The sequence below is a fragment of the Pseudomonas sp. MF6767 genome, from assembly GCF_016405475.1.
Taxonomy (GTDB): domain Bacteria; phylum Pseudomonadota; class Gammaproteobacteria; order Pseudomonadales; family Pseudomonadaceae; genus Aquipseudomonas; species Aquipseudomonas paracarnis.
Genome location: NZ_JAEKCY010000004.1, coordinates 355,618 through 373,620, shown reverse-complemented (window position 1 = coordinate 373,620; position 18,003 = coordinate 355,618). Strand labels below are relative to the sequence as shown.

The 18,003-nt window shown below is 61.8% G+C and carries 16 protein-coding genes; 6 read left to right on the top strand and 10 right to left on the bottom strand.

What is annotated here, in order from left to right; genetic code table 11:
- Positions 1–25: 25 nt before the first annotated feature.
- Genes miaA through JFT58_RS10160 form a run of 5 tightly spaced genes read right to left on the bottom strand, consistent with a single transcriptional unit; the run spans position 26 to position 5,668 of the window.
- Complete coding sequence (miaA, locus tag JFT58_RS10180; protein ID WP_054896266.1) at positions 26–997, bottom strand: tRNA (adenosine(37)-N6)-dimethylallyltransferase MiaA; 972 nt, start codon at positions 995–997, stop codon at positions 26–28.
- Positions 997–2,913, bottom strand: a complete 1,917-nt coding sequence (gene mutL / locus JFT58_RS10175) for a DNA mismatch repair endonuclease MutL (RefSeq protein ID WP_054896265.1) — start codon at positions 2,911–2,913, stop codon at positions 997–999. The genes miaA and mutL overlap by 1 nt, the downstream gene beginning before the upstream one ends.
- The gene (locus tag JFT58_RS10170; protein WP_003188054.1) at positions 2,913–4,334 is read right to left on the bottom strand and encodes an N-acetylmuramoyl-L-alanine amidase; all 1,422 of its coding nucleotides are present in this window, start codon (positions 4,332–4,334) and stop codon (positions 2,913–2,915) included. The genes mutL and JFT58_RS10170 overlap by 1 nt, the downstream gene beginning before the upstream one ends.
- Before the next feature lie 15 nt (positions 4,335–4,349).
- On the bottom strand, positions 4,350–4,820 hold the full coding sequence (gene tsaE / locus JFT58_RS10165) for a tRNA (adenosine(37)-N6)-threonylcarbamoyltransferase complex ATPase subunit type 1 TsaE (RefSeq protein ID WP_014716665.1): 471 nt from the start codon (positions 4,818–4,820) through the stop codon (positions 4,350–4,352).
- Positions 4,808–5,668, bottom strand: a complete 861-nt coding sequence (locus JFT58_RS10160) for an NAD(P)H-hydrate dehydratase (protein ID WP_054896264.1) — start codon at positions 5,666–5,668, stop codon at positions 4,808–4,810. The genes tsaE and JFT58_RS10160 overlap by 13 nt, the downstream gene beginning before the upstream one ends.
- Positions 5,669–5,731: 63 nt before the next feature.
- Here JFT58_RS10160 and queG point away from each other — a divergent pair, with 63 nt between their 5' ends.
- A complete protein-coding gene (gene queG, locus JFT58_RS10155; protein ID WP_034125645.1) occupies positions 5,732–6,796 on the top strand; it encodes a tRNA epoxyqueuosine(34) reductase QueG in 1,065 nt (354 codons plus the stop codon).
- On the opposite strand, the gene JFT58_RS10150 is transcribed toward queG, so the two are convergent.
- Positions 6,793–7,410 carry a trimeric intracellular cation channel family protein gene (locus JFT58_RS10150; protein ID WP_169918769.1) on the bottom strand — a complete coding sequence of 206 codons (618 nt, stop codon included), beginning with the start codon at positions 7,408–7,410 and terminating at the stop codon, positions 6,793–6,795. The two genes, queG and JFT58_RS10150, sit on opposite strands and share 4 nt — an antisense overlap.
- A 182-nt stretch (positions 7,411–7,592) precedes the next feature.
- Complete coding sequence (gene orn, locus JFT58_RS10145; RefSeq protein WP_003171343.1) at positions 7,593–8,135, bottom strand: oligoribonuclease; 543 nt, start codon at positions 8,133–8,135, stop codon at positions 7,593–7,595.
- A gap of 108 nt (positions 8,136–8,243) precedes the next feature.
- Between orn and rsgA the strand changes: the two genes are divergently transcribed.
- Positions 8,244–9,275, top strand: coding sequence for a small ribosomal subunit biogenesis GTPase RsgA (rsgA, locus tag JFT58_RS10140; RefSeq protein WP_003188044.1), 1,032 nt, complete (start codon positions 8,244–8,246; stop codon positions 9,273–9,275).
- A 360-nt stretch (positions 9,276–9,635) separates the two neighbouring features.
- Here the strand turns inward: rsgA and motB are convergent, their stop codons facing one another.
- Together motB and motA are read right to left on the bottom strand one after the other, a co-directional pair.
- Entirely contained in the window at positions 9,636–10,655 is a 1,020-nt protein-coding gene (motB, locus tag JFT58_RS10135; protein ID WP_054896262.1) for a flagellar motor protein MotB, read from the bottom strand.
- A 3-nt stretch (positions 10,656–10,658) separates the two neighbouring features.
- Positions 10,659–11,510: a flagellar motor stator protein MotA gene (motA, locus tag JFT58_RS10130; RefSeq protein WP_054896261.1), complete on the bottom strand. Its 852-nt coding sequence runs from the start codon at positions 11,508–11,510 to the stop codon at positions 10,659–10,661.
- A 166-nt stretch (positions 11,511–11,676) separates the two neighbouring features.
- Here motA and JFT58_RS10125 point away from each other — a divergent pair, with 166 nt between their 5' ends.
- Genes JFT58_RS10125 through asd form a run of 3 tightly spaced genes read left to right on the top strand, consistent with a single transcriptional unit; the run spans position 11,677 to position 14,961 of the window.
- Positions 11,677–13,212: an HDOD domain-containing protein gene (locus tag JFT58_RS10125; RefSeq protein WP_038448629.1), complete on the top strand. Its 1,536-nt coding sequence runs from the start codon at positions 11,677–11,679 to the stop codon at positions 13,210–13,212.
- A 57-nt stretch (positions 13,213–13,269) separates the two neighbouring features.
- On the top strand, positions 13,270–14,085 hold the full coding sequence (locus tag JFT58_RS10120) for a rhodanese-like domain-containing protein (RefSeq protein ID WP_054896260.1): 816 nt from the start codon (positions 13,270–13,272) through the stop codon (positions 14,083–14,085).
- 15 nt (positions 14,086–14,100) lie between these two features.
- Entirely contained in the window at positions 14,101–14,961 is an 861-nt protein-coding gene (asd, locus tag JFT58_RS10115) for an archaetidylserine decarboxylase (RefSeq protein WP_054896259.1), read from the top strand.
- A 134-nt stretch (positions 14,962–15,095) separates the two neighbouring features.
- On the opposite strand, the gene serB is transcribed toward asd, so the two are convergent.
- The gene (gene serB / locus JFT58_RS10110) at positions 15,096–16,310 is read right to left on the bottom strand and encodes a phosphoserine phosphatase SerB (protein ID WP_003188034.1); all 1,215 of its coding nucleotides are present in this window, start codon (positions 16,308–16,310) and stop codon (positions 15,096–15,098) included.
- Positions 16,311–16,443: 133 nt separating this feature from the next.
- Here serB and JFT58_RS10105 point away from each other — a divergent pair, with 133 nt between their 5' ends.
- Positions 16,444–17,991, top strand: coding sequence for a HAMP domain-containing protein (locus JFT58_RS10105; RefSeq protein WP_054896258.1), 1,548 nt, complete (start codon positions 16,444–16,446; stop codon positions 17,989–17,991).
- The last annotated feature ends 12 nt before the right edge of the window (positions 17,992–18,003 follow it).

The window sequence follows — 18,003 nt, the reverse complement described above, 5'->3', positions numbered from 1 at the left end:
AAGGATAGACGGCAATTGCAAGGACTCAGCTCAATATGGAGACCGTTCCCAAGTATTTCAAGGCGCGTGACAGATTGTCGCTGTCCAGGCTGTCCAACCAGTGCAAATCGCTCCAGCTGCGCAGCCAGGTGAACTGGCGCTTCGCCAATTGGCGCGTGGCAATGATGCCGCGCTCCTGCATTTCGGCGGACGTCAGCTTGCCATCCAGATGATCCCAGACTTGGCGGTAGCCTACAGCACGTATCGAAGGCAGCCCTGCATGCAGGTCGCCTCTTGAACGCAATGCTACGACCTCGTCCACAAACCCCTGTTCCAACATTATTGTGAATCTTTGTGCAATTCGTTCATGCAACACCTGGCGGTTTGCCGGAGCGATGGCCAGATTCGCCACAGTATAGGGCAATTGTGACTGTCCAGATGCGCCTGCATCAGTACTTTGCGCAGTTTGTTTCAGGCGATGTTCAGTCATGGTCTGACCACTGACACGCCATACTTCCAGGGCGCGTGTGAGCCGCTGGGGGTCATTGGGGTGAATACGTGCCGCAGAAACCGGGTCTACCGCCGCCAACTGGTCGTGAAGGGCCTGCCAGCCAAGGCGCGCAGCCTCTTCTTCAAGCTCGGCGCGCACCTGGGCATCGGCAGGCGGCATATCGGCCAGACCTTCCTGCAACGCCTTGTAATAGAGCATGGTGCCGCCCACCAGCAGCGGGATATTGCCGCGCGCGGTGATCTCGGCCATGGCCGCCAGGGCGTCGGTGCGAAAATCCGCCGCCGAATAGCTCTGCGCCGGATCGATGATGTCGATCAACTTGTGCGGATACTGGGCCAACAGCGCCTTCGACGGCTTGGCCGTACCGATATCCATGTCCCGGTAAACCAGGGCAGAGTCGACGCTGATCAACTCGCAGGGCAGCACCTTGGTCAGCTCGATGGCCAGGTCGGTCTTGCCGGCGGCCGTGGGGCCCATCAGGAAAATGGCGGGAGGCAAGGCACTCATCAGCGGCCGCGCAAGAACAGTTTGTCCAGATCATCCAGGCCCATCTGAGTCCAGGTCGGTCGGCCATGGTTGCATTGGCCGCTGCGCTCGGTGTTTTCCATGTCGCGCAGCAGGCCGTTCATTTCCGGCAGGGCCAGGCGGCGGTTGGCGCGGATGGCGCCGTGGCAGGCCATGGTGCCGAGCAATTCGTTGATATGCGCCTGGATACGGTCGCTGGTGCCGTACTCCATCAGGTCTGCCAGCACGTCGGCCACCAGGCGGTTAGCTTCGGCCTGCTTGAGCAGCGCGGGAATCTGGCGGATCGCCAGGGTTTCCGGGCCCAGGCGTTGCAGCTCGAAGCCCAGCTTCTGGAACACACCGTGATGTTCTTCTGCGCAGTCGGCTTCACGCTGGCTCACCGCCAGGGATTCGGGCACCAGCAGCGGCTGGCCGCTGAGGCCTTCGCTGGCCATGGCGATCTTCAGGCGCTCGTACATGATCCGTTCATGGGCAGCGTGCATGTCCACCAGCACCAGGCCATGGGCGTTTTCGGCGAGGATATAAATGCCTTTGAGCTGCGCCAGGGCATAGCCCAGCGGCGGAATATCACCGCCGCCTTCGGGCAACGCCACAGCAGCACCCGGCTCGGCACCCGGCAACGGCGCGAAAAACTCACGGTACGCCGCCTGGGCTTCGGCCACCGGCGCCGTCGATTGCGGGCGCGGTGTGTATTGGTACTGATAACCCGCACCGGCAACCGAATTCGGCGCCGTGTAGGCTGGCTGCGCCTGCGGCGATTGCAGCAGGTTGGCCGCCAGGCTCATCTCGCCCTGGGGGCCGAACTCGCCGGCTTCCGGGCCGCTCGGCCGCACCACCGCCGTGACAATCGGCGCTGACAACTGATCATCCGGACGCACGTCACCCAAGGCGCGGTGCAGCGTGCCGTAGAGGAAGTCATGCACCATGCGCCCGTCACGGAAGCGCACCTCGTGTTTGGTCGGGTGCACGTTGACGTCGACCACCGAAGGGTCAACCTCAAAGAACAGCACAAAGGTCGGGTGTCGCCCGTTGAACAGCACATCGCGATAAGCCTGGCGCACCGCGTGGGCCACCAGCTTGTCGCGTACCGCCCGGCCGTTCACAAAGAAATACTGCAAGTCGGCCTGGCTGCGGGAGAACGTCGGCAACCCGACCCAGCCCCACAACCTCAAGCCATTGCGCTCGATCTCAATCGGCAGCGCCTGTTCCAGGAACCCGCTGCCACACACCGCTGCCACCCGCCGAGCACGCGCGGCGTCGTCGTTGGCTTCGTGCAGGCTGAGGATGGTCTTGCCATTGTGGCGCAGGTGAAACGCCACATCGAAACGCGCCAAGGCCAGGCGCTTGATGACTTCTTGCAGGTGATCGAATTCGGTTTTCTCGGCCTTGAGGAATTTGCGCCGCGCCGGGGTATTGAAGAACAGGTCGCGCACTTCCACCGAGGTGCCCACCGGATGCGCCGCCGGCTGGACCCGAGGCGCCATGTCGCGGCCTTCGGTTTCCACCTGCCAGGCTTGCTCGGCGCTACGGGTGCGGGAGGTCAGGGTCAGGCGGGCCACGGAGCTGATGGAGGCCAGGGCCTCACCACGAAAGCCCAGGCTCATGACCCGCTCCAGGTCTTCCAGGTCGCGGATCTTGCTGGTGGCGTGACGGGCCAGGGCCAGGGGCAGGTCATCCGAAGAGATGCCGCTGCCATCGTCACGTACCCGCAGCAGCTTGACGCCGCCCTGCTCCACATCGACATCAATGCGTTTGGCACCGGAGTCGATGCTGTTTTCCAGCAACTCCTTGATGACCGACGCCGGGCGTTCAACCACCTCACCCGCGGCGATCTGGTTGGCAAGGCGCGGGCTGAGCAATTCAATGCGCGAGCCGCTGTTCAAGGTGGATTCGCTCATCACTGCGCCGCCAATGAAGTGCCGGGGATGGTCAACACCTGGCCTATCTTCAACTCGTCGGTTTTCAGGTTATTGGCGCTGCGCAAGGCAGCAGGCGTGACCTGGAAACGGACCGCCAGCATGGCAACGGTATCACCGGGTTGCACACGATGGTCACGCGGGCCCTGGGCGATTTTGCCGGAGTCGCGCAACCAGGCGATATAGGTGCCCGGCGGCGGGTTTTGCTGGAAAAACTGGCGCACGCCGGCGCTGATCGAGCGCGCCAGCGCTTGCTGATGACTGGCGCTGGCCAGTTTCGACGCTTCGTTGGCGTTGGAGATAAACCCGGTTTCCACCAGGATCGACGGGATGTCCGGCGACTTCAACACCATGAACCCGGCTTGTTCCACACGCTGTTTATGCAGCGACGTCACGCGACCGATATTGCTCAGCACTTTCTGCCCGACGTTAAGACTGGAAGTCAGCGAGGCCGTCATCGACAGGTCGAGCAGCACCCCGGCAAGCATCTTGTCCTTGTCATCAAGGGAAACGTTGCCGGCCCCGCCGATCAAGTCTGAACGGTTTTCACTGTCGGCCAGCCAGCGCGCAGTCTCGGAGGTGGCGCCGCGATCCGACAGGGCAAATACCGAGGCGCCAAAGGCAGCGGTTGAAGGCGCGGCGTCGGCGTGAATGGACACAAACAGATCCGCGCCCTTCTTACGGGCAATTTCAGTACGGCCACGCAGCGGAATGAAGTAGTCACCGGTACGGGTCAGCTCGGCGCGGTAGCCTTTCATGCCATTGACCTGGCGTTGCAGCTCACGAGCGATGGCCAGTACCACGTCCTTCTCGTGCTGGCCCCGTGAGCCGGAAGCCCCCGGGTCTTCGCCACCGTGGCCGGCGTCGATCACCACGATAATGTCGCGCTTGCCTGCCGGTGCAGGCGGCGGCGGTGGCAGCTTGACTTGGGGTTGCGAAGGGTTGACCGGCACCGCAGGCACCGTCGCCACGCTTGGCGTTGGCGCAGGCGGCGGTGCGGCGTCGGCGGGGTTGTCGAACAGGTCGACCACCAGGCGGTTGCCGTACTGGGCGTTGGGGGCCAGGGAGAAGCTTTTGGGGGTCACGGCCTTTTTCAGGTCAATGACCACACGCAGGTCGGTCGGCGTACGCTGGGCAGAGCGCATGGCGGTGATGGGCGTGTTGGCGGTGGAGACTTTCAGCGGCGCGGCCAGGCTGGCACCGTTGATATCGATCACCAGGCGATCAGGCGCCGTCAAGGTAAAGACGCTGTGCTGGACCGGGCCAGACAGGTCGAACACCAGTCGCGTGTTATCCGGCGCTCGCCACAGACGAACACTTTTCACCTGTGAAGCAGCCAGAGCATTGACAGTCATTGCCGCAAGCAACACCCCCACGACAGCAACCAACGCGCGAAAGCGCATACCTAACCCCACCAATTATTTGAATTCCAATGCCAGAGCAGCACACCACGACTCAGCGCGTGGGCTCTGGGGCAACAACTTCAGCTGACGTCCGTGCTCATGCGGCGTAATGGTAATGGTCAGGTCCGGCTTTGGCAAAAAGCCTGTGCCTTTATTTGGCCACTCGATCAGGCACAGCGCATCATCGTCGAAGTAATCACGGATGCCCATGAACTCCAACTCTTCCGGATCGACCAGGCGATAGAGGTCGAAGTGGAAAGCACGCACGTCGCCGATCTCGTAGGGCTCGACCAACGTGAAGGTCGGGCTTTTTACCGCGCCGGTATGGCCAAGGCCGCGAATAATCCCTCGGGACAGTGTGGTTTTGCCTGCGCCCAGGTCACCCTCAAGAAAGATCAACCCGGCCCCTTGCGTGACCTGTGAAATACGCTGGCCCAACGCGACCATGGCCTCTTCATCTGCCAGGAAAAGAATTACTTCAGGCACGGCGACTGCTCCTCCAGCAATTGACGAATGGCGGGGATCAGGTCGCTGGCAGCCAAGCCGCGACCAAAACTACCCTGGCGGTCTCCGGCGGTCGCGTGCAACCACACGGCCAGGCAGCTCGCTTCGTACGCGGGCATCCCCTGAGCCAATAGTGCCCCGACCAGACCGGCCAAGACATCACCGAGCCCCGCCGTCGCCATCGCCGGATGGCCTTGATCACAACGGGCAAGCCGTCCATCCGGACTTGCAATCAAACTGCCAGCACCCTTGAGGATAGCCACTGCATTGAATTTCTGACTCAACGCGCGCGCCACCTTAAGGCGATCTGCCTGAACCTCGGCTGTCGATAGCCCCAACAAACGCGCAGCTTCGCCCGGATGAGGGGTAATCACACAGTTGGCCGGCAGCTCGACGCTGCCAGTGGCCAGTTGATTGAGCGCGTCGGCATCCCACACCTGCGGCACGCTGGCATTGGCCGCGACCGACAACAGGCTCTTGCCCCAGGCGTCATCGCCCAGGCCTGGGCCAATGACGATCACCGAGATTTTTTCCAGCAGGCCCATCAACTGGTTGGCCGAGCTCACGCCGACGGCCATGACCTCCGGCAGCCGAGCCAGAGCGGCCGGCACGTGTTCCGGCCGCGTCGCCAGCGAGACCATGCCGGCGCCGCTGCGCAGGGCACTTTCGCTGCTCAGCAACGCTGCGCCGCCAAAGCCACGGTCACCACCGATGACCAACAGGTGGCCGAACTGGCCCTTATGGGCGTCCGGGGAACGCGCAGCCAGTTGCGGCAAATGGCCGGGCAACAACAGCTGAACGTCGGTAATTGGGTGTTTTGTCTGAGGCATGCGTCTTCAAGCTCCGATGTCTGGCAGAATTATACGCATCTAACCTGTGGTTTCCCCTGTCTCATGCCTGCTATTACCTCCGATCTGCCCGCCCTCGCCCAATCGATCAAAGACTGGGGTCGCGAGCTGGGCTTTCAACAAGTGGGCATCAGCGGCCTCGACCTGGCTGAGCATGAACAGCACCTGCAACGCTGGCTCGACGCGGGTTACCACGGCGAGATGGAATACATGGGCGCCCACGGCAGCAAACGCTCCCACCCCGAAGAGCTGGTGCCCGGCACCCTGCGCGTGGTTTCACTGCGCATGGACTACCTACCTGGCGACACCCAGATGGCGCAATTGCTGGCCCAACCAGAAAAAGCCTACATCTCGCGCTACGCCCTGGGCCGCGATTACCACAAGCTGATCCGCAAGCGCGTGCAGCAACTGGCCGACCGCATCCAGGCGCAGATCGGGCCGTTCGGCTTTCGCGCCTTCGTCGACAGCGCGCCCGTCCTGGAAAAAGCCATTGCCGAGCAAGCGGGCCTGGGCTGGATCGGTAAAAACACCCTGGTTCTCAACCGCAAGGCCGGCAGTTATTTCTTCCTGAGCGAACTGTTTGTCGATCTACCGTTGCCGGTAGACCCACCCCACGCCACAGAACACTGCGGCCGCTGCACGGCGTGCCTGGACATCTGCCCCACCAACGCCTTCGTCGGCCCTTACGTGCTGGACGCGCGACGCTGCATTTCGTACCTGACCATCGAACTCAAGAGCGCTATCCCCGAAGACCTGCGCCCACTGATTGGTAACCGGGTATTTGGCTGCGATGACTGTCAGATCGTTTGCCCGTGGAATCGTTTCGCTCGACCTACCGCCGAAAGCGATTTCAAGCCACGGCACAATCTGGATAACGCAGAACTGGCCGAATTGTTTATGTGGGACGAGGATAAATTCCTCAGCAGCACCGAGGGCTCGCCCCTGCGCCGTGCCGGTTATGAGCGCTGGTTACGCAATCTGGCGGTGGGCCTGGGCAATGCGCCCTCCAGCATTCCGGTATTGGAAGCACTCAAGGCGCGGCGGGACTACCCGTCGGAGTTGGTACGCGAACACGTGGAATGGGCGCTGGAGCAACACGCGGCCCGCTAGTGCACATCGTCGTTGTAGACGAACTTGGGCATTTCCCAGTGAAACCGGATCGCCAGCAGGCGTAACAGGAAGCCACTGAACAGCGTCAGCAGAATCGCTTGCTCGCTGGGCAGCTTCAGGTACAGGCACAGCAAGTAGAACCAGGCAGCCAGGAACGACACGCTGGCATACAGCTCGCGGCGGAAGATCAGCGGGATGTCGTTACAGAAGATATCCCGCAGGATGCCGCCGAATACCCCGGTGATGACCCCGCTGACCGACGCCACCAACATGCCGTGGCCCATTTCCAGGGCGGTCATGCAGCCGATCAGGGTGAAGGCCACCAACCCCACCGCATCCAGCGCCAGGAACAGCGAGCGCAGGTGGCGCATCAGCGGTGCGATAAAGATCGTCACCAGCGCCGCAACAGAGGTCAGTACCAAGTATTCCGGGTGTTTGACCCAGGTCAGCGGGTAGTGGCCGAGCAACACATCGCGCACCGAACCGCCGCCCAGGGCTGTCACGCAAGCGATCAGCACCACGCCAAACCAGTCCATGCCACGCCGACCCGCGGACAGGGCGCCAGTCATGGCTTCGGCGGTGATGGCGACGAGGTAGAGCATCAGCAACATGATGGCGATCCTGACAGAGAGGCCGGCAGTCTAATCATTTGCCGAGGGCACCAAAAGGGGGCGCTTGGCGATAAACCGCGTCGCCTGTATCGCAGGCAAGCCAGCTCCCACACTTTGAATTTGCGAATGCAGTCAAATGTGGGAGCTGGCTTGCCTGCGATAGCGCACTCACTGGCGCCGCAGAATCAAGCCTTGATGAAATGCTTGCGATAATGCTGCAACTCGGCAATCGACTCACGAATATCGTCCAGCGCCAGGTGCGTGCTGCCTTTATGGAAGCTGTCTTTGACTTCCGGCGCCCAACGCGCAGCCAGTTCCTTCAAGGTCGACACGTCCAGGTTGCGGTAGTGGAAGTAACTTTCCAGCCCCTTCATGTGCGTATAAAGGAAGCGACGATCCTGGCAGATGCTATTGCCGCAGATTGGCGACTTGCCCTTGGGCACCCATTTTTCCAGGAAGGCGATAGTTTCGGCCTCGGCTTCGGCCATGCTGATGCGGCTGTCGCGCACGCGCTGGGTCAGCCCGGAGTTACCGTGGGTGCGGGTGTTCCACTCGTCCATGGTGGCGAGTACGGCGTCGCTGTGGTGGATGGCGATCACCGGGCCTTCGGCCAAGGTGTTGAGGTTGCTGTCGGTGACAATGGTCGCCATCTCGATGATGACGTCGGTGTCGGGGTTCAGACCGGTCATTTCCAGATCGATCCAAATCAGGTTCTGTGGGTTTTGCATGGCTTGATTCTCTTGGCACCTTGGCGTAGCCGGGCAGTTTAGCAGGCGGGGGCGTGCTAGACTCGCGGCCGTTTTACCCAACTTTTGCATTATCGACACGGAACACCAATGGCCAAACGCCAGCTCAACCGTCGCCAAAACTGGCGCATCGAAAAGATTCAAGGTGAACGCGCCGCCCGCGCCGCCAAACGTGAATCCTCAGCCGTGGAAGCGCTCGAGGGCGGCGACCTGGGCCCCGAACAAACGGGCCTGGTGATCGCGCACTTTGGTGTGCAGGTCGAAGTCGAGGCGCTCGAAGGCGAACTCGCAGGCCAGGTGTTCCGTTGCCACCTGCGCGCCAACCTGCCCGCGCTGGTCACCGGCGACAAGGTGGTGTGGCGTGCCGGCAACCAGGGCATCGGCGTCATCGTCGCCCAGTTGCCGCGCAGCACCGAACTGCGCCGCCCCGACAGCCGTGGGCAGCTCAAGCCGGTGGCGGCCAACGTCGACATGATCGTGATCGTGTTCGCGCCACTGCCCGAGCCCCATGCCAACCTGATCGACCGTTACCTGGTCGCGGCTGAGCATGCTGGCATCCGCCCGTTGCTGCTGCTGAACAAATTCGACCTGATCGACGAGCAGAACGCCCCGGCGCTCAACGCATTGCTGGCGGTCTACCGCACCCTGGGCTACCCGGTGCTGGAAGTGTCGGCTCACCACGGCAACGGCATGGAACAGCTGCAACAGCAGTTGGACGGGCGGATCAGCGTGTTCGTCGGCCAGTCTGGCGTGGGCAAGTCGTCGCTGGTCAACAGCCTGTTGCCGGAAGTCGAAACCCGCGTGGGCCCGCTGTCGGAGCTGTCCGGCCAGGGCACCCACACCACCACCACCGCACGGCTGTTCCACTTCCCGGGCGGCGGCGAGTTGATCGACTCGCCGGGTATCCGTGAATTTGGCTTGGGCCACGTCAGCCGTAGCGATGTGGAAGCCGGCTTTATTGAGTTCAACGACCTGATCGGCACCTGCCGCTTCCGCGACTGCAAACACGACCGCGAGCCGGGCTGTGCGCTGCTCAAGGCACTGGAAGATGGGCGCGTGCAGCAGCAGCGGATGAACAGCTATCGGTCGATTATTGCGAGCTTGCCCGAGAGCAGCTACTAAGCAGCCCCCACCTCTGTAGGAGCGAGCTTGCTCGCGAAGACCTCAAGCGCAACGCGGGCATCCTGGATACACGCGTTATCGTTGACGTTTTTCGCGAGCAAGCTCGCTCCTACAATGCAGCATCGGTATCGGTGGCCGTTACCGCAGGAATGGATATGTACATCGGCAAATCGCCATCGCAGGCAAGCCAGCTCCCACATTTGGATTGAGGGCGTCAGGTAGATAGGCGCCGGCTGTCAGGCCGTCACGGGAGCAAGCTCCCTCGCCACAGGCCCAGCGTCGCCCCAAAATTGTGTAGATATCTATGACAGCGCAGATACAACAAGGCCGCGATTATCGCGGCCTCGTTGTATCTGGAGCTTACGGCTTCGGCGCAGGCGTCGTAGGATCCTTGACGCCCCCATCATCAAACAGGTTCAGCTTCTGGCGCAGCTCATGGGCTGGCAGCGGTTCCTGCTCCGGCGGTAGCGCGTTGGGGTCGGCCGGCACTTCGCCTGGCGCACCGTCGCCCTGGGTCGGTGCCGGTGGCGGGGGTTGATCGCCTTCAATCGCACGCTGGGCTTTTTTGGTCAGCACCACGATGTCGATACGGCGGTTGACCGGGTTGAACGGGTCTTTGGGATCAAACAGTTGCGAGGAGGCAAAACCCACTACCCGCGCCACTTGCGGGTCCGGGTAGCTGCCGGCCACCAGCGCACGCCGGGCAGCATTGGCGCGGTTGGCCGAGAGTTCCCAGTTGCCGAAATCACCCTGGCCCGCGTAGGGCTTGGCGTCGGTATGCCCGCTGATGCTGATCTTGTTCGGCACCGCCTTGATGGTGTCAGCCATGGCCAGCAGGATGTCTTCAAAGTACGGCTTCAACCGCGCACTGCCAGAGTCGAACATCGGCCGGTTGGCCGCATCGGTAATCTGGATGCGCAGCCCCTCGGGGGTGATCTCGAAGGAAATCTGGTCCTTGAACTTCAGCAACTGTGGGTTTTCTTCAACCTTGTTCTGCAATTCCTGCAGCAACAGTTCCAGTCGCTCCTGTTCGACCTGCTCGGCCATGGATTCGACAGTGTCGCGCTCGATCGGGATTTTTTCCTGAGGCGATTCAGTTTGCACTTCCGGGTTGATGGTGCGCTCGGGCGCCAGTTCCGGCGAGCCGCCCAGGTCAATGACAAACGGCGTACCGCTTTCCGAAAAGCCAATCGGGTCCTTGAAGTAGCCGGCGATGGCGATTTTCTGTTCTGGCGTAGCGGTGGACATCAGCCACAACACCAGGAAGAACGCCATCATCGCCGTGGCAAAGTCGGCGAAGGCGATTTTCCAGGCGCCGCCATGGTGCCCCGCAGCGAAGCGCTTGACGCGCTTGATGATGATCGGCTGGTTGTTTTCCATGGCTTAGCGACCGCGAACCGCTTGTTCCAGCTCGGAGAAACTTGGGCGGTGTTTCGGGTACAACACCTTGCGCCCGAACTCCACGGCCAGCGACGGCGGCATGCCCGACGCCGATGCCACCAGGCACGCCTTGATCGCTTCGTAGAGGTTGATCTCTTCCCTGGCATCGTGGGCCAGGGAGGTGGCGAGCGGGCCGAAGAAACCATAGGCGGCGAGAATACCGAAGAAGGTGCCCACCAGCGCCGCACCTACGTGCATGCCGATGGCCGCCTGATCGCCCTCGCCCAGGGACGCCATGGTCACCACGATCCCCAGTACCGCCGCGACAATACCAAAACCGGGCATGCCGTCGGCAATGCCGGTCACGGCGTGGGAAGGATGCTCCAGCTCTTCCTTGAGGCTGAACAACTCCATGTCGAACAGGCCTTCCAGCTCGTGAGGCGCCATGTTGCCGGAGGACATGATGCGCAGGTAATCACAGATATACGCGGTCATGCGCTCGTCTTTGAGCACGGCCGGGTACTTGGCAAAAATCGGGCTGGCCGCGGCGTCTTCGATATCGCCTTCGATCGCCATCATGCCTTCGCGGCGGCTTTTGTTGAGGATCTCGTAGATCAGCCCCAGCACTTCCAGATAAAACGTGTGGGAGAAGCGCGAACTGAACATGCCCAGGGACTTCTTGACCACGTGCATGGTCATATAGCCTGGGTTGGCCTGCAAAAATGCGCCGAACGCGGCACCGCCGATAATCAGCACTTCGAAAGGCTGGATCAGTGCGGCGATTTTACCGTGGGAGAGGACGTACCCTCCGAGCACACTTGCGATGACGACAATGATGCCGATAATTTTAGCCATAGGAGAGGGGTACTTGCGCCGTCGGGTTCATGGACATATGGGGTGCAGCAGAAAACTCTTGTTCTACTTATCGGCAAAACTGCGCCAGACTATAGCCCGTTAAGGCGAAAAGCCAATTCGGCCCGTTCCGGGCGTGTTGAACGCAAGTGATGATCGCGCCCCAATCATGGCAATTGAAACGACAGTCCCAACAAACCGCCCCACTACCCTCGCCGCTTGGATCAAGTGCCTGGACGACGTGCTGCTGCCCGTGCCCCAGGCCAGCCATGAACGCGTGTGCAAAGCCATTCGCGATAGCCGCAGTTCATTGCGAGATATTGCTGAGTTGATGCAAAACAGTCCGGCCCTGGTGCTGAGTGTGATGCGCGAAGCCAACAGCCAAGCCCACGGCAGCCTGGCCGAACCTGCAGAAAACCTTGAAGTCGCACTTAACCGTCTTGGCCTCAAACGTGCCGAAGAGTTGTTGGCGCGCCTGCCTTCGGTACCCGCCCGGGAAATCCCCGTGGCCTTGCGTCAGCTGTTGCTGATCAGCCAGCACGCATCCCAGCAAGCCAACGGTTTGTTCGGCAGTCGCCTGGCGCGGCTGTGGCAGGACATCCACTGGGGCAGCCTGCTGTTTCTGTCGCCGCTGTGGCCGATGGCCGTCGCCTACCCCAAGCTCCTGGAGGAGTGGGAGTTGCGGGTGATCCATAAAGGCCAATCGGCGCGCCAGGTCGAGCAACAGCTGTTCGGCGTGCGTTTGCTTGACCTGTGCCTGGGCTTGACCGAAGCCTGGCACCTGCCGATCTGGGTTTCACAGGGCTACAAGTTGCTGTTGGCCGAGCAACGCCTGCTGGTCAAGGCGCTGCACATTGCCCGTCAAGACGATGCCCTGCGCCACCAGCAATTGCTCGATGCCGAGCCCAACCTGCGACGCTGGCTGAACCAGCCGGCCAACACCGTGTTGCTGGCCAACGGCCTGGCGATGTCGGCCCAGGAATCCTGGACCTGCCCGCACACTGAGCGCTGGCAATACCTGACGGCGCTGTACCTGCAAACGCCGTTGAGCGATGTGCAACAGCAAGCCCACCAACAAGCGGTGACCAGTGCTCGTACCACCTTGATGCCCGACCTCTGGCACCCGGCGCTGTCGCTGATCTGGCCGTGGCACGTACAGAAAGTCCATCGCGGCTTGCTGCCGGCACCACCGCCCACTGCCGAAGCCTTGGCCGTGTGGCGCACGCGTTGCACCGAGTTGCTGGTGGAGCCGAGCCGCTTTGCCAACGCCATGCACCTGACCACTTGCGCCAAGGAAGCCCTGGTCGCCAGTGGCATGCAGCGGGTACTGATATTCATGGCAGATCGCGCCTTGAGCACCTTGCGTGTACACCAGGCCGACGGCCTGCCCAAGGACGCGGCTCACCTGAGCCTGGATGTGGTCAATAGCACACTGCTGCAACGCCTGCTGGAAAAGTCCGCCCAGGTACGCCTGAACCCCGACAACCATGCGCAGTTTTCCGCATTGCTGCCACCAATCCTGCGTCGTCTATTTATTGGCGAGCACTTGCTGTTGCGCTCACTGAGCTGCAACGGTCGCGTGGTCATGCTGATCGTGGCGGACCAAGGCGGCGGGCCGTTCTCGGAAACCACCGTGCAGGCGTTCGGCAAAACCGCCCAATGCATCGAGAAAGCCCTGCACAGCTTTACCAACCGCAGCGCCTGATGCTTGCGCTACAATCACCGGCCTTTATCGCCAACATTTGTGCCCAGGAGACCTCACATGCCTGACTTCTCTGGCTTGCCGCTGGTGATCGAATCCGCCGACCTGTTGGGTCGCCTCGATTCCAAGCACTTGATACTGGTAGACCTCACCAGTGTCGCCCGCTACGCCGAAGGGCATATCCCCGGCGCGCACTTCGTTGACCCCAAGCGCACCCAACTGGGACAGCCACCGGCACCCGGCCTGCTACCAAGCAAGGCCGACCTGGAAAAACTGTTCGGCGAACTGGGCCACACCCCGGACGCCACCTATGTGGTCTATGACGACGAAGGCGGCGGTTGGGCCGGGCGTTTTATCTGGATGCTCGACGTGATCGGCCACCAGAAATATCACTACCTCGACGGTGGCCTGCTGGCTTGGCTGGAGGAAGGGCACCCGCTTTCCACCGATGCGCCCCCAGCAGCCGGCGGCCCGGTCAGCCTTACGCTGCACGACGGCCCCACAGCCACCCGCGAATACCTGCAAAGCCGCCTCGGCGCGGCCGACCTGGGGATCTGGGACGCTCGTGGCCCGCTGGAGTATTCCGGCGAGAAAGTGCTCGCAGCCAAGGGCGGCCACATTCCCGGCGCGGTGAACTTCGAATGGACCGCCGGCATGGACAAGGCGCGCAACCTGCGTATCCGCCGTGACATGCCGCAAATCCTCGAAGATCTCGGGCTGACAAAAGACAAAGAAATCATCACCCACTGCCAGACTCACCACCGCTCTGGCTTCACCTACCTGGTGGCCAAGGCGCTCGGTTATCCGCGAGTCAAAGGTTATGCCGGTTCCTGGGGCGAATGGGGCAACCACCCCGACACCCCCGTTGAGATTTAAGGTTTAAGGACAGTTATGAAAAAGCAGTTGTTTATCCTCAGCCAGTACTTGCTGCCGCACCACTTGCTGTCGCGCCTGGCCGGCTGTATCGCCGAGTGCCGCGTGCGCTGGTTCAAGAACGCCTTCACTGCCTGGTTCGCCAAGCGCTACCAGGTGGACATGTCCCAGGCCCTGGTGGAAGACCTGACCGCCTACGAGCACTTCAACGCCTTCTTCACCCGCGCGCTGAAAGACGGCGCCCGTCCGCTGGATCCAACCCCAGGCGCAGTGCTGAGCCCTGCCGATGGCGCGGTCAGCCAGCTAGGCCCGATCGAACATGGTCGTATCTTCCAGGCCAAGGGCCACAGCTTCAGCGTGCTGGAACTGCTCGGTGGCGATGCGGCAATGGCTGCGCCGTTCATGGGCGGGGACTTCGCGACTATTTACCTGTCGCCCAAGGACTACCACCGGGTGCACATGCCACTGGCCGGTACCCTGCGCGAGATGGTGTATGTGCCAGGGCGGATTTTCTCGGTCAACCAGACCACCGCCGAAAACGTGCCGGAGCTGTTCGCCCGTAACGAGCGCGTTGTCTGCTTGTTCGACACCGAACGCGGCCCGATGGCCGTGGTGTTGGTAGGTGCGATGATCGTTGCGTCGATTGAAACCGTGTGGGCCGGTTTGGTAACGCCGCCGAAACGCGAGCTGAAAACCTTCCGCTACGACGAAGCGGCCCGCGCGCCGATTCATCTGGAGAAAGGTGCGGAGCTGGGTCGCTTCAAACTGGGATCGACCGCCATCGTGTTGTTCGGCCCGGACCAGGTGAAGTGGGCTGAAGAACTGGCAGCGGGTACGCCGGTGCAGATGGGCCAGGGCATCGCCGCTGCTAAAGCCTGATATTGCAGTTGATCGTTCCCACGCTCCGCGTGGGAATGCAGCCCGAGGCGCTCTGCGCCCAAAGCGTGACGCAGAGCGTCACTGGAGGCGCTCCCACGCGGAGCGTGGGAACGATCAGTGACAGTGAGATCGGCTTATAGCTGACCGTCGCGGTCACGCAAGCCCAGCAGATACAACACGCCATCCAACCCCAAGGTCGAAATCGCCTGCTTGGCTGACTGCTTGACCAACGGTTTGGCGCGAAAGGCCACGCCCAACCCGGCAATCGCCAGCATCGGCAAGTCATTGGCGCCGTCGCCGACCGCAATGGTCTGCTCCAGGCGCAAGCCTTCCTTATGGGCCAATTCCTTGAGCAGGTCGGCCTTGCGCTGGGCGTCGACAATCGGCTCCACCGCGACGCCAGTCACTTTGCCATCCACCACTTCCAGCTCGTTGGCGAATACATAGTCAATGCCCAGCTTGGCCTGCAACTGCTTGGCAAAGTAAGTGAAGCCGCCGGACAGGATGGCGGTCTTGTAGCCCAGGCGCTTGAGTTCGGCGAACAGGGTTTCGGCGCCTTCAGTCAGGCGCAGCGACGCGCCGATCGAATCCAGCACGCCAACGTCCAAGCCTTTGAGCAGCGCCAGACGCTCCTTGAAGCTGGCACGAAAATCCAGCTCGCCGGCCATCGCGCGCTCGGTAATCTCCGAGACTTGCTCGCCCACACCGGCCGCCTTGGCCAGCTCGTCGATGACTTCGGCTTCGATCAAGGTGGAGTCCATGTCGAACACCGCCAAGCGGCGGTTGCGACGGAACAGGGAGTCTTCCTGGAAGGCGATATCGACATTCAGTTCCTGGGCCACGCTCAGGAAATCAGCGCGTAGCGCTTGCGCATCAGCCGGTTCACCGCGCACGGAGAACTCGATGCAGCCCTTGCCTTTGTCAGCCGGAGTGTCCAAGGGCATGCGACCCGACAGACGGTCGATATGGTCGATATTCAATCCGTATTGCGCGGTGATCGAACTGACGCGCTGCAACTGCTCAGCCGTTACCTTGCGGGTCAACAGGGTGACGATATGGCGCTTTTTACCCTGGCCTTCGACCCAGTGCTGGTAGTCAGCTTCGGACACCGGGGTGAAACGTACCTGTTGATCGAGCTTATACGCCGTAAACAGGATGTCCTTGAGTACCGAGGAGGCCTGTTCGGTGCTGGGGATCTCCACCAGGATGCCGAACGACAAGGTGTCGTGGATCACCGCCTGGCCGATGTCGAGAATGTTCACACCACCCTGGGCCAGGACGCCGGTAATGGCTGCGGTGAGACCCGGCCGGTCTTCACCCGTGATGTTGATCAGGACAATTTCGCGCAAAGCGCACCCCCAGGCTGGAAAAAAACCGCATTCTACCCACTTTCAGTGACCATCGGGCACAGCCAGCGCTTTGCCGGCCATGGGCCTGTCGCTATACTGCGCGTCAACTTCACGGACCAAGAGCCGAGCGCAAGTGAACCGGCCCACGCCAGTAAAAACCGATAACTTCTTCCTGCTGATCTTCCGGGCACTGCGCCATCGCCGTGTACCGATTGCATTGCGCATCGCCAGCCATAACGTGATCCTGGTCGCTCTGGCCCTGGTGATCTACGCCTGCGTGATGGGTTTGCAGTTCAAGCAGGCCATGCACGAGCAAGCTGACGCCCTGGGCGCGAGCCTGACAACCCAGACTGCCACTTCGGCGACTGAGTTGCTGGTATCCAACGACATCCTCAGCCTCAACGTGTTGCTCAACAACCTGACCAAGAACCCGCTCGTGGCCCACGCCGCTATCTATAGCGTGGACAACCGGATCATGGCCGAGGCCGGGCAACGCCCGAAAAACGGTCTGCTCGGTGAGGCCGAAGGCCTGTATCAGAGTAATATTACGTTCCAGGACGTGAAGGCCGGCCAACTGCGTATCAGCCTTGATATGCAACAGTTCCAGCAGCCGATGACCATCAGCCTGCAAAGCATGGGCATTCTGAGCGCGATCCTACTGGCCTTGGCCCTGGCCTTGAGCCTGCGCCTGGGCCGGCATATCTCCACGCCGTTGATGCAACTGCGCATCTGGCTGCGGGATATCGACGAACACACCCCGGCCACTGATCGCCAGGACGAAATCGGCGACCTCGCGCGCCAGCTCCACGCCAGCTTTGCCCCGGAGCCAAAAGCGCCTGAAGTCGAGCCCGAGCCTGAGTACGACGACGCCGAGGACTACGCCGACGAGCCTGAGTTTGAAGTGCGCGACCTGCGCGACCCAGGCTTCGACGAAAGCGCCCCGGTGGCCGGCCTCAAGCCTGCGCCGCGCCATGTGATCAAGGCCGAGGAAGACGAACTGGACGACGAAGACCCGTTCGCCGACCTGCGCGACACCTCGGCAGCCGCCCCAGTCGCTGCGCCCAAACCCGTTGCGGTCAAGAACGCCGAGCCACAGCACAGTGCCGTACTCGCCGTGCAACTGGGCGCCCAGGAGCAACTGCGCCGCCTGCCCCGTGCCCGCCTGACCGAACTGCTCGAACGCTACCGCGACTGCCTCGACCAGGCCGCTTCGCTCTACCAGAGCGAACTGCACACCCTGAACGATGGCAGCACGCTGATGCTGTTCCACAGTGAAGACAGCGGCGAGGACTACCTGACCAATGCCATCTGCTGCGGCGAGCTGTTGCGCGCCCTGGGCCATGCCCTGCAGATCGAAGTGGCCGACAGCGGCATTACCCTGCAACTGCAGTTGGGTCTAACCGTGGGTGACGATCTGTTTGGCATTAGCCAGATCGACCTGCTACTCACCGAAATCGCCCAGGATGCCCTGGCCTTGTCCCAGCACAGCCGTAACCTGCTGTTGGTGGAGCGCAAGATCAGTGAGGACACGTTGATCCGCCAACGCGCACGTATCCGCCCGATTGCCAGCCCTGAAGGGGCCAGCTGTGTGGAGCGCTTGATGGAGCCGTATCCATCGATGCTGGAGCGGCAATTGGCGCGGATGCATGAGACCCGCAACAAGGGTCGACTCCAAGACTAATGCATTGATGAT

What these genes read in the sequence shown, in the direction of transcription:
- miaA (WP_054896266.1), bottom strand. Translation starts at nt 997, where the DNA reads ATGAGTGCCTTGCCTCCCGCCATTTTCCTGATGGGCCCCACGGCCGCC.
- mutL (WP_054896265.1), bottom strand. Translation starts at nt 2,913, where the DNA reads ATGAGCGAATCCACCTTGAACAGCGGCTCGCGCATTGAATTGCTCAGC.
- JFT58_RS10170 (WP_003188054.1), bottom strand. Translation starts at nt 4,334, where the DNA reads ATGCGCTTTCGCGCGTTGGTTGCTGTCGTGGGGGTGTTGCTTGCGGCA.
- JFT58_RS10160 (WP_054896264.1), bottom strand. Translation starts at nt 5,668, where the DNA reads ATGCCTCAGACAAAACACCCAATTACCGACGTTCAGCTGTTGTTGCCC.
- queG (WP_034125645.1), top strand. Translation starts at nt 5,732, where the DNA reads ATGCCTGCTATTACCTCCGATCTGCCCGCCCTCGCCCAATCGATCAAA.
- orn (WP_003171343.1), bottom strand. Translation starts at nt 8,135, where the DNA reads ATGCAAAACCCACAGAACCTGATTTGGATCGATCTGGAAATGACCGGT.
- rsgA (WP_003188044.1), top strand. Translation starts at nt 8,244, where the DNA reads ATGGCCAAACGCCAGCTCAACCGTCGCCAAAACTGGCGCATCGAAAAG.
- motB (WP_054896262.1), bottom strand. Translation starts at nt 10,655, where the DNA reads ATGGAAAACAACCAGCCGATCATCATCAAGCGCGTCAAGCGCTTCGCT.
- motA (WP_054896261.1), bottom strand. Translation starts at nt 11,510, where the DNA reads ATGGCTAAAATTATCGGCATCATTGTCGTCATCGCAAGTGTGCTCGGA.
- JFT58_RS10125 (WP_038448629.1), top strand. Translation starts at nt 11,677, where the DNA reads ATGGCAATTGAAACGACAGTCCCAACAAACCGCCCCACTACCCTCGCC.
- JFT58_RS10120 (WP_054896260.1), top strand. Translation starts at nt 13,270, where the DNA reads ATGCCTGACTTCTCTGGCTTGCCGCTGGTGATCGAATCCGCCGACCTG.
- asd (WP_054896259.1), top strand. Translation starts at nt 14,101, where the DNA reads ATGAAAAAGCAGTTGTTTATCCTCAGCCAGTACTTGCTGCCGCACCAC.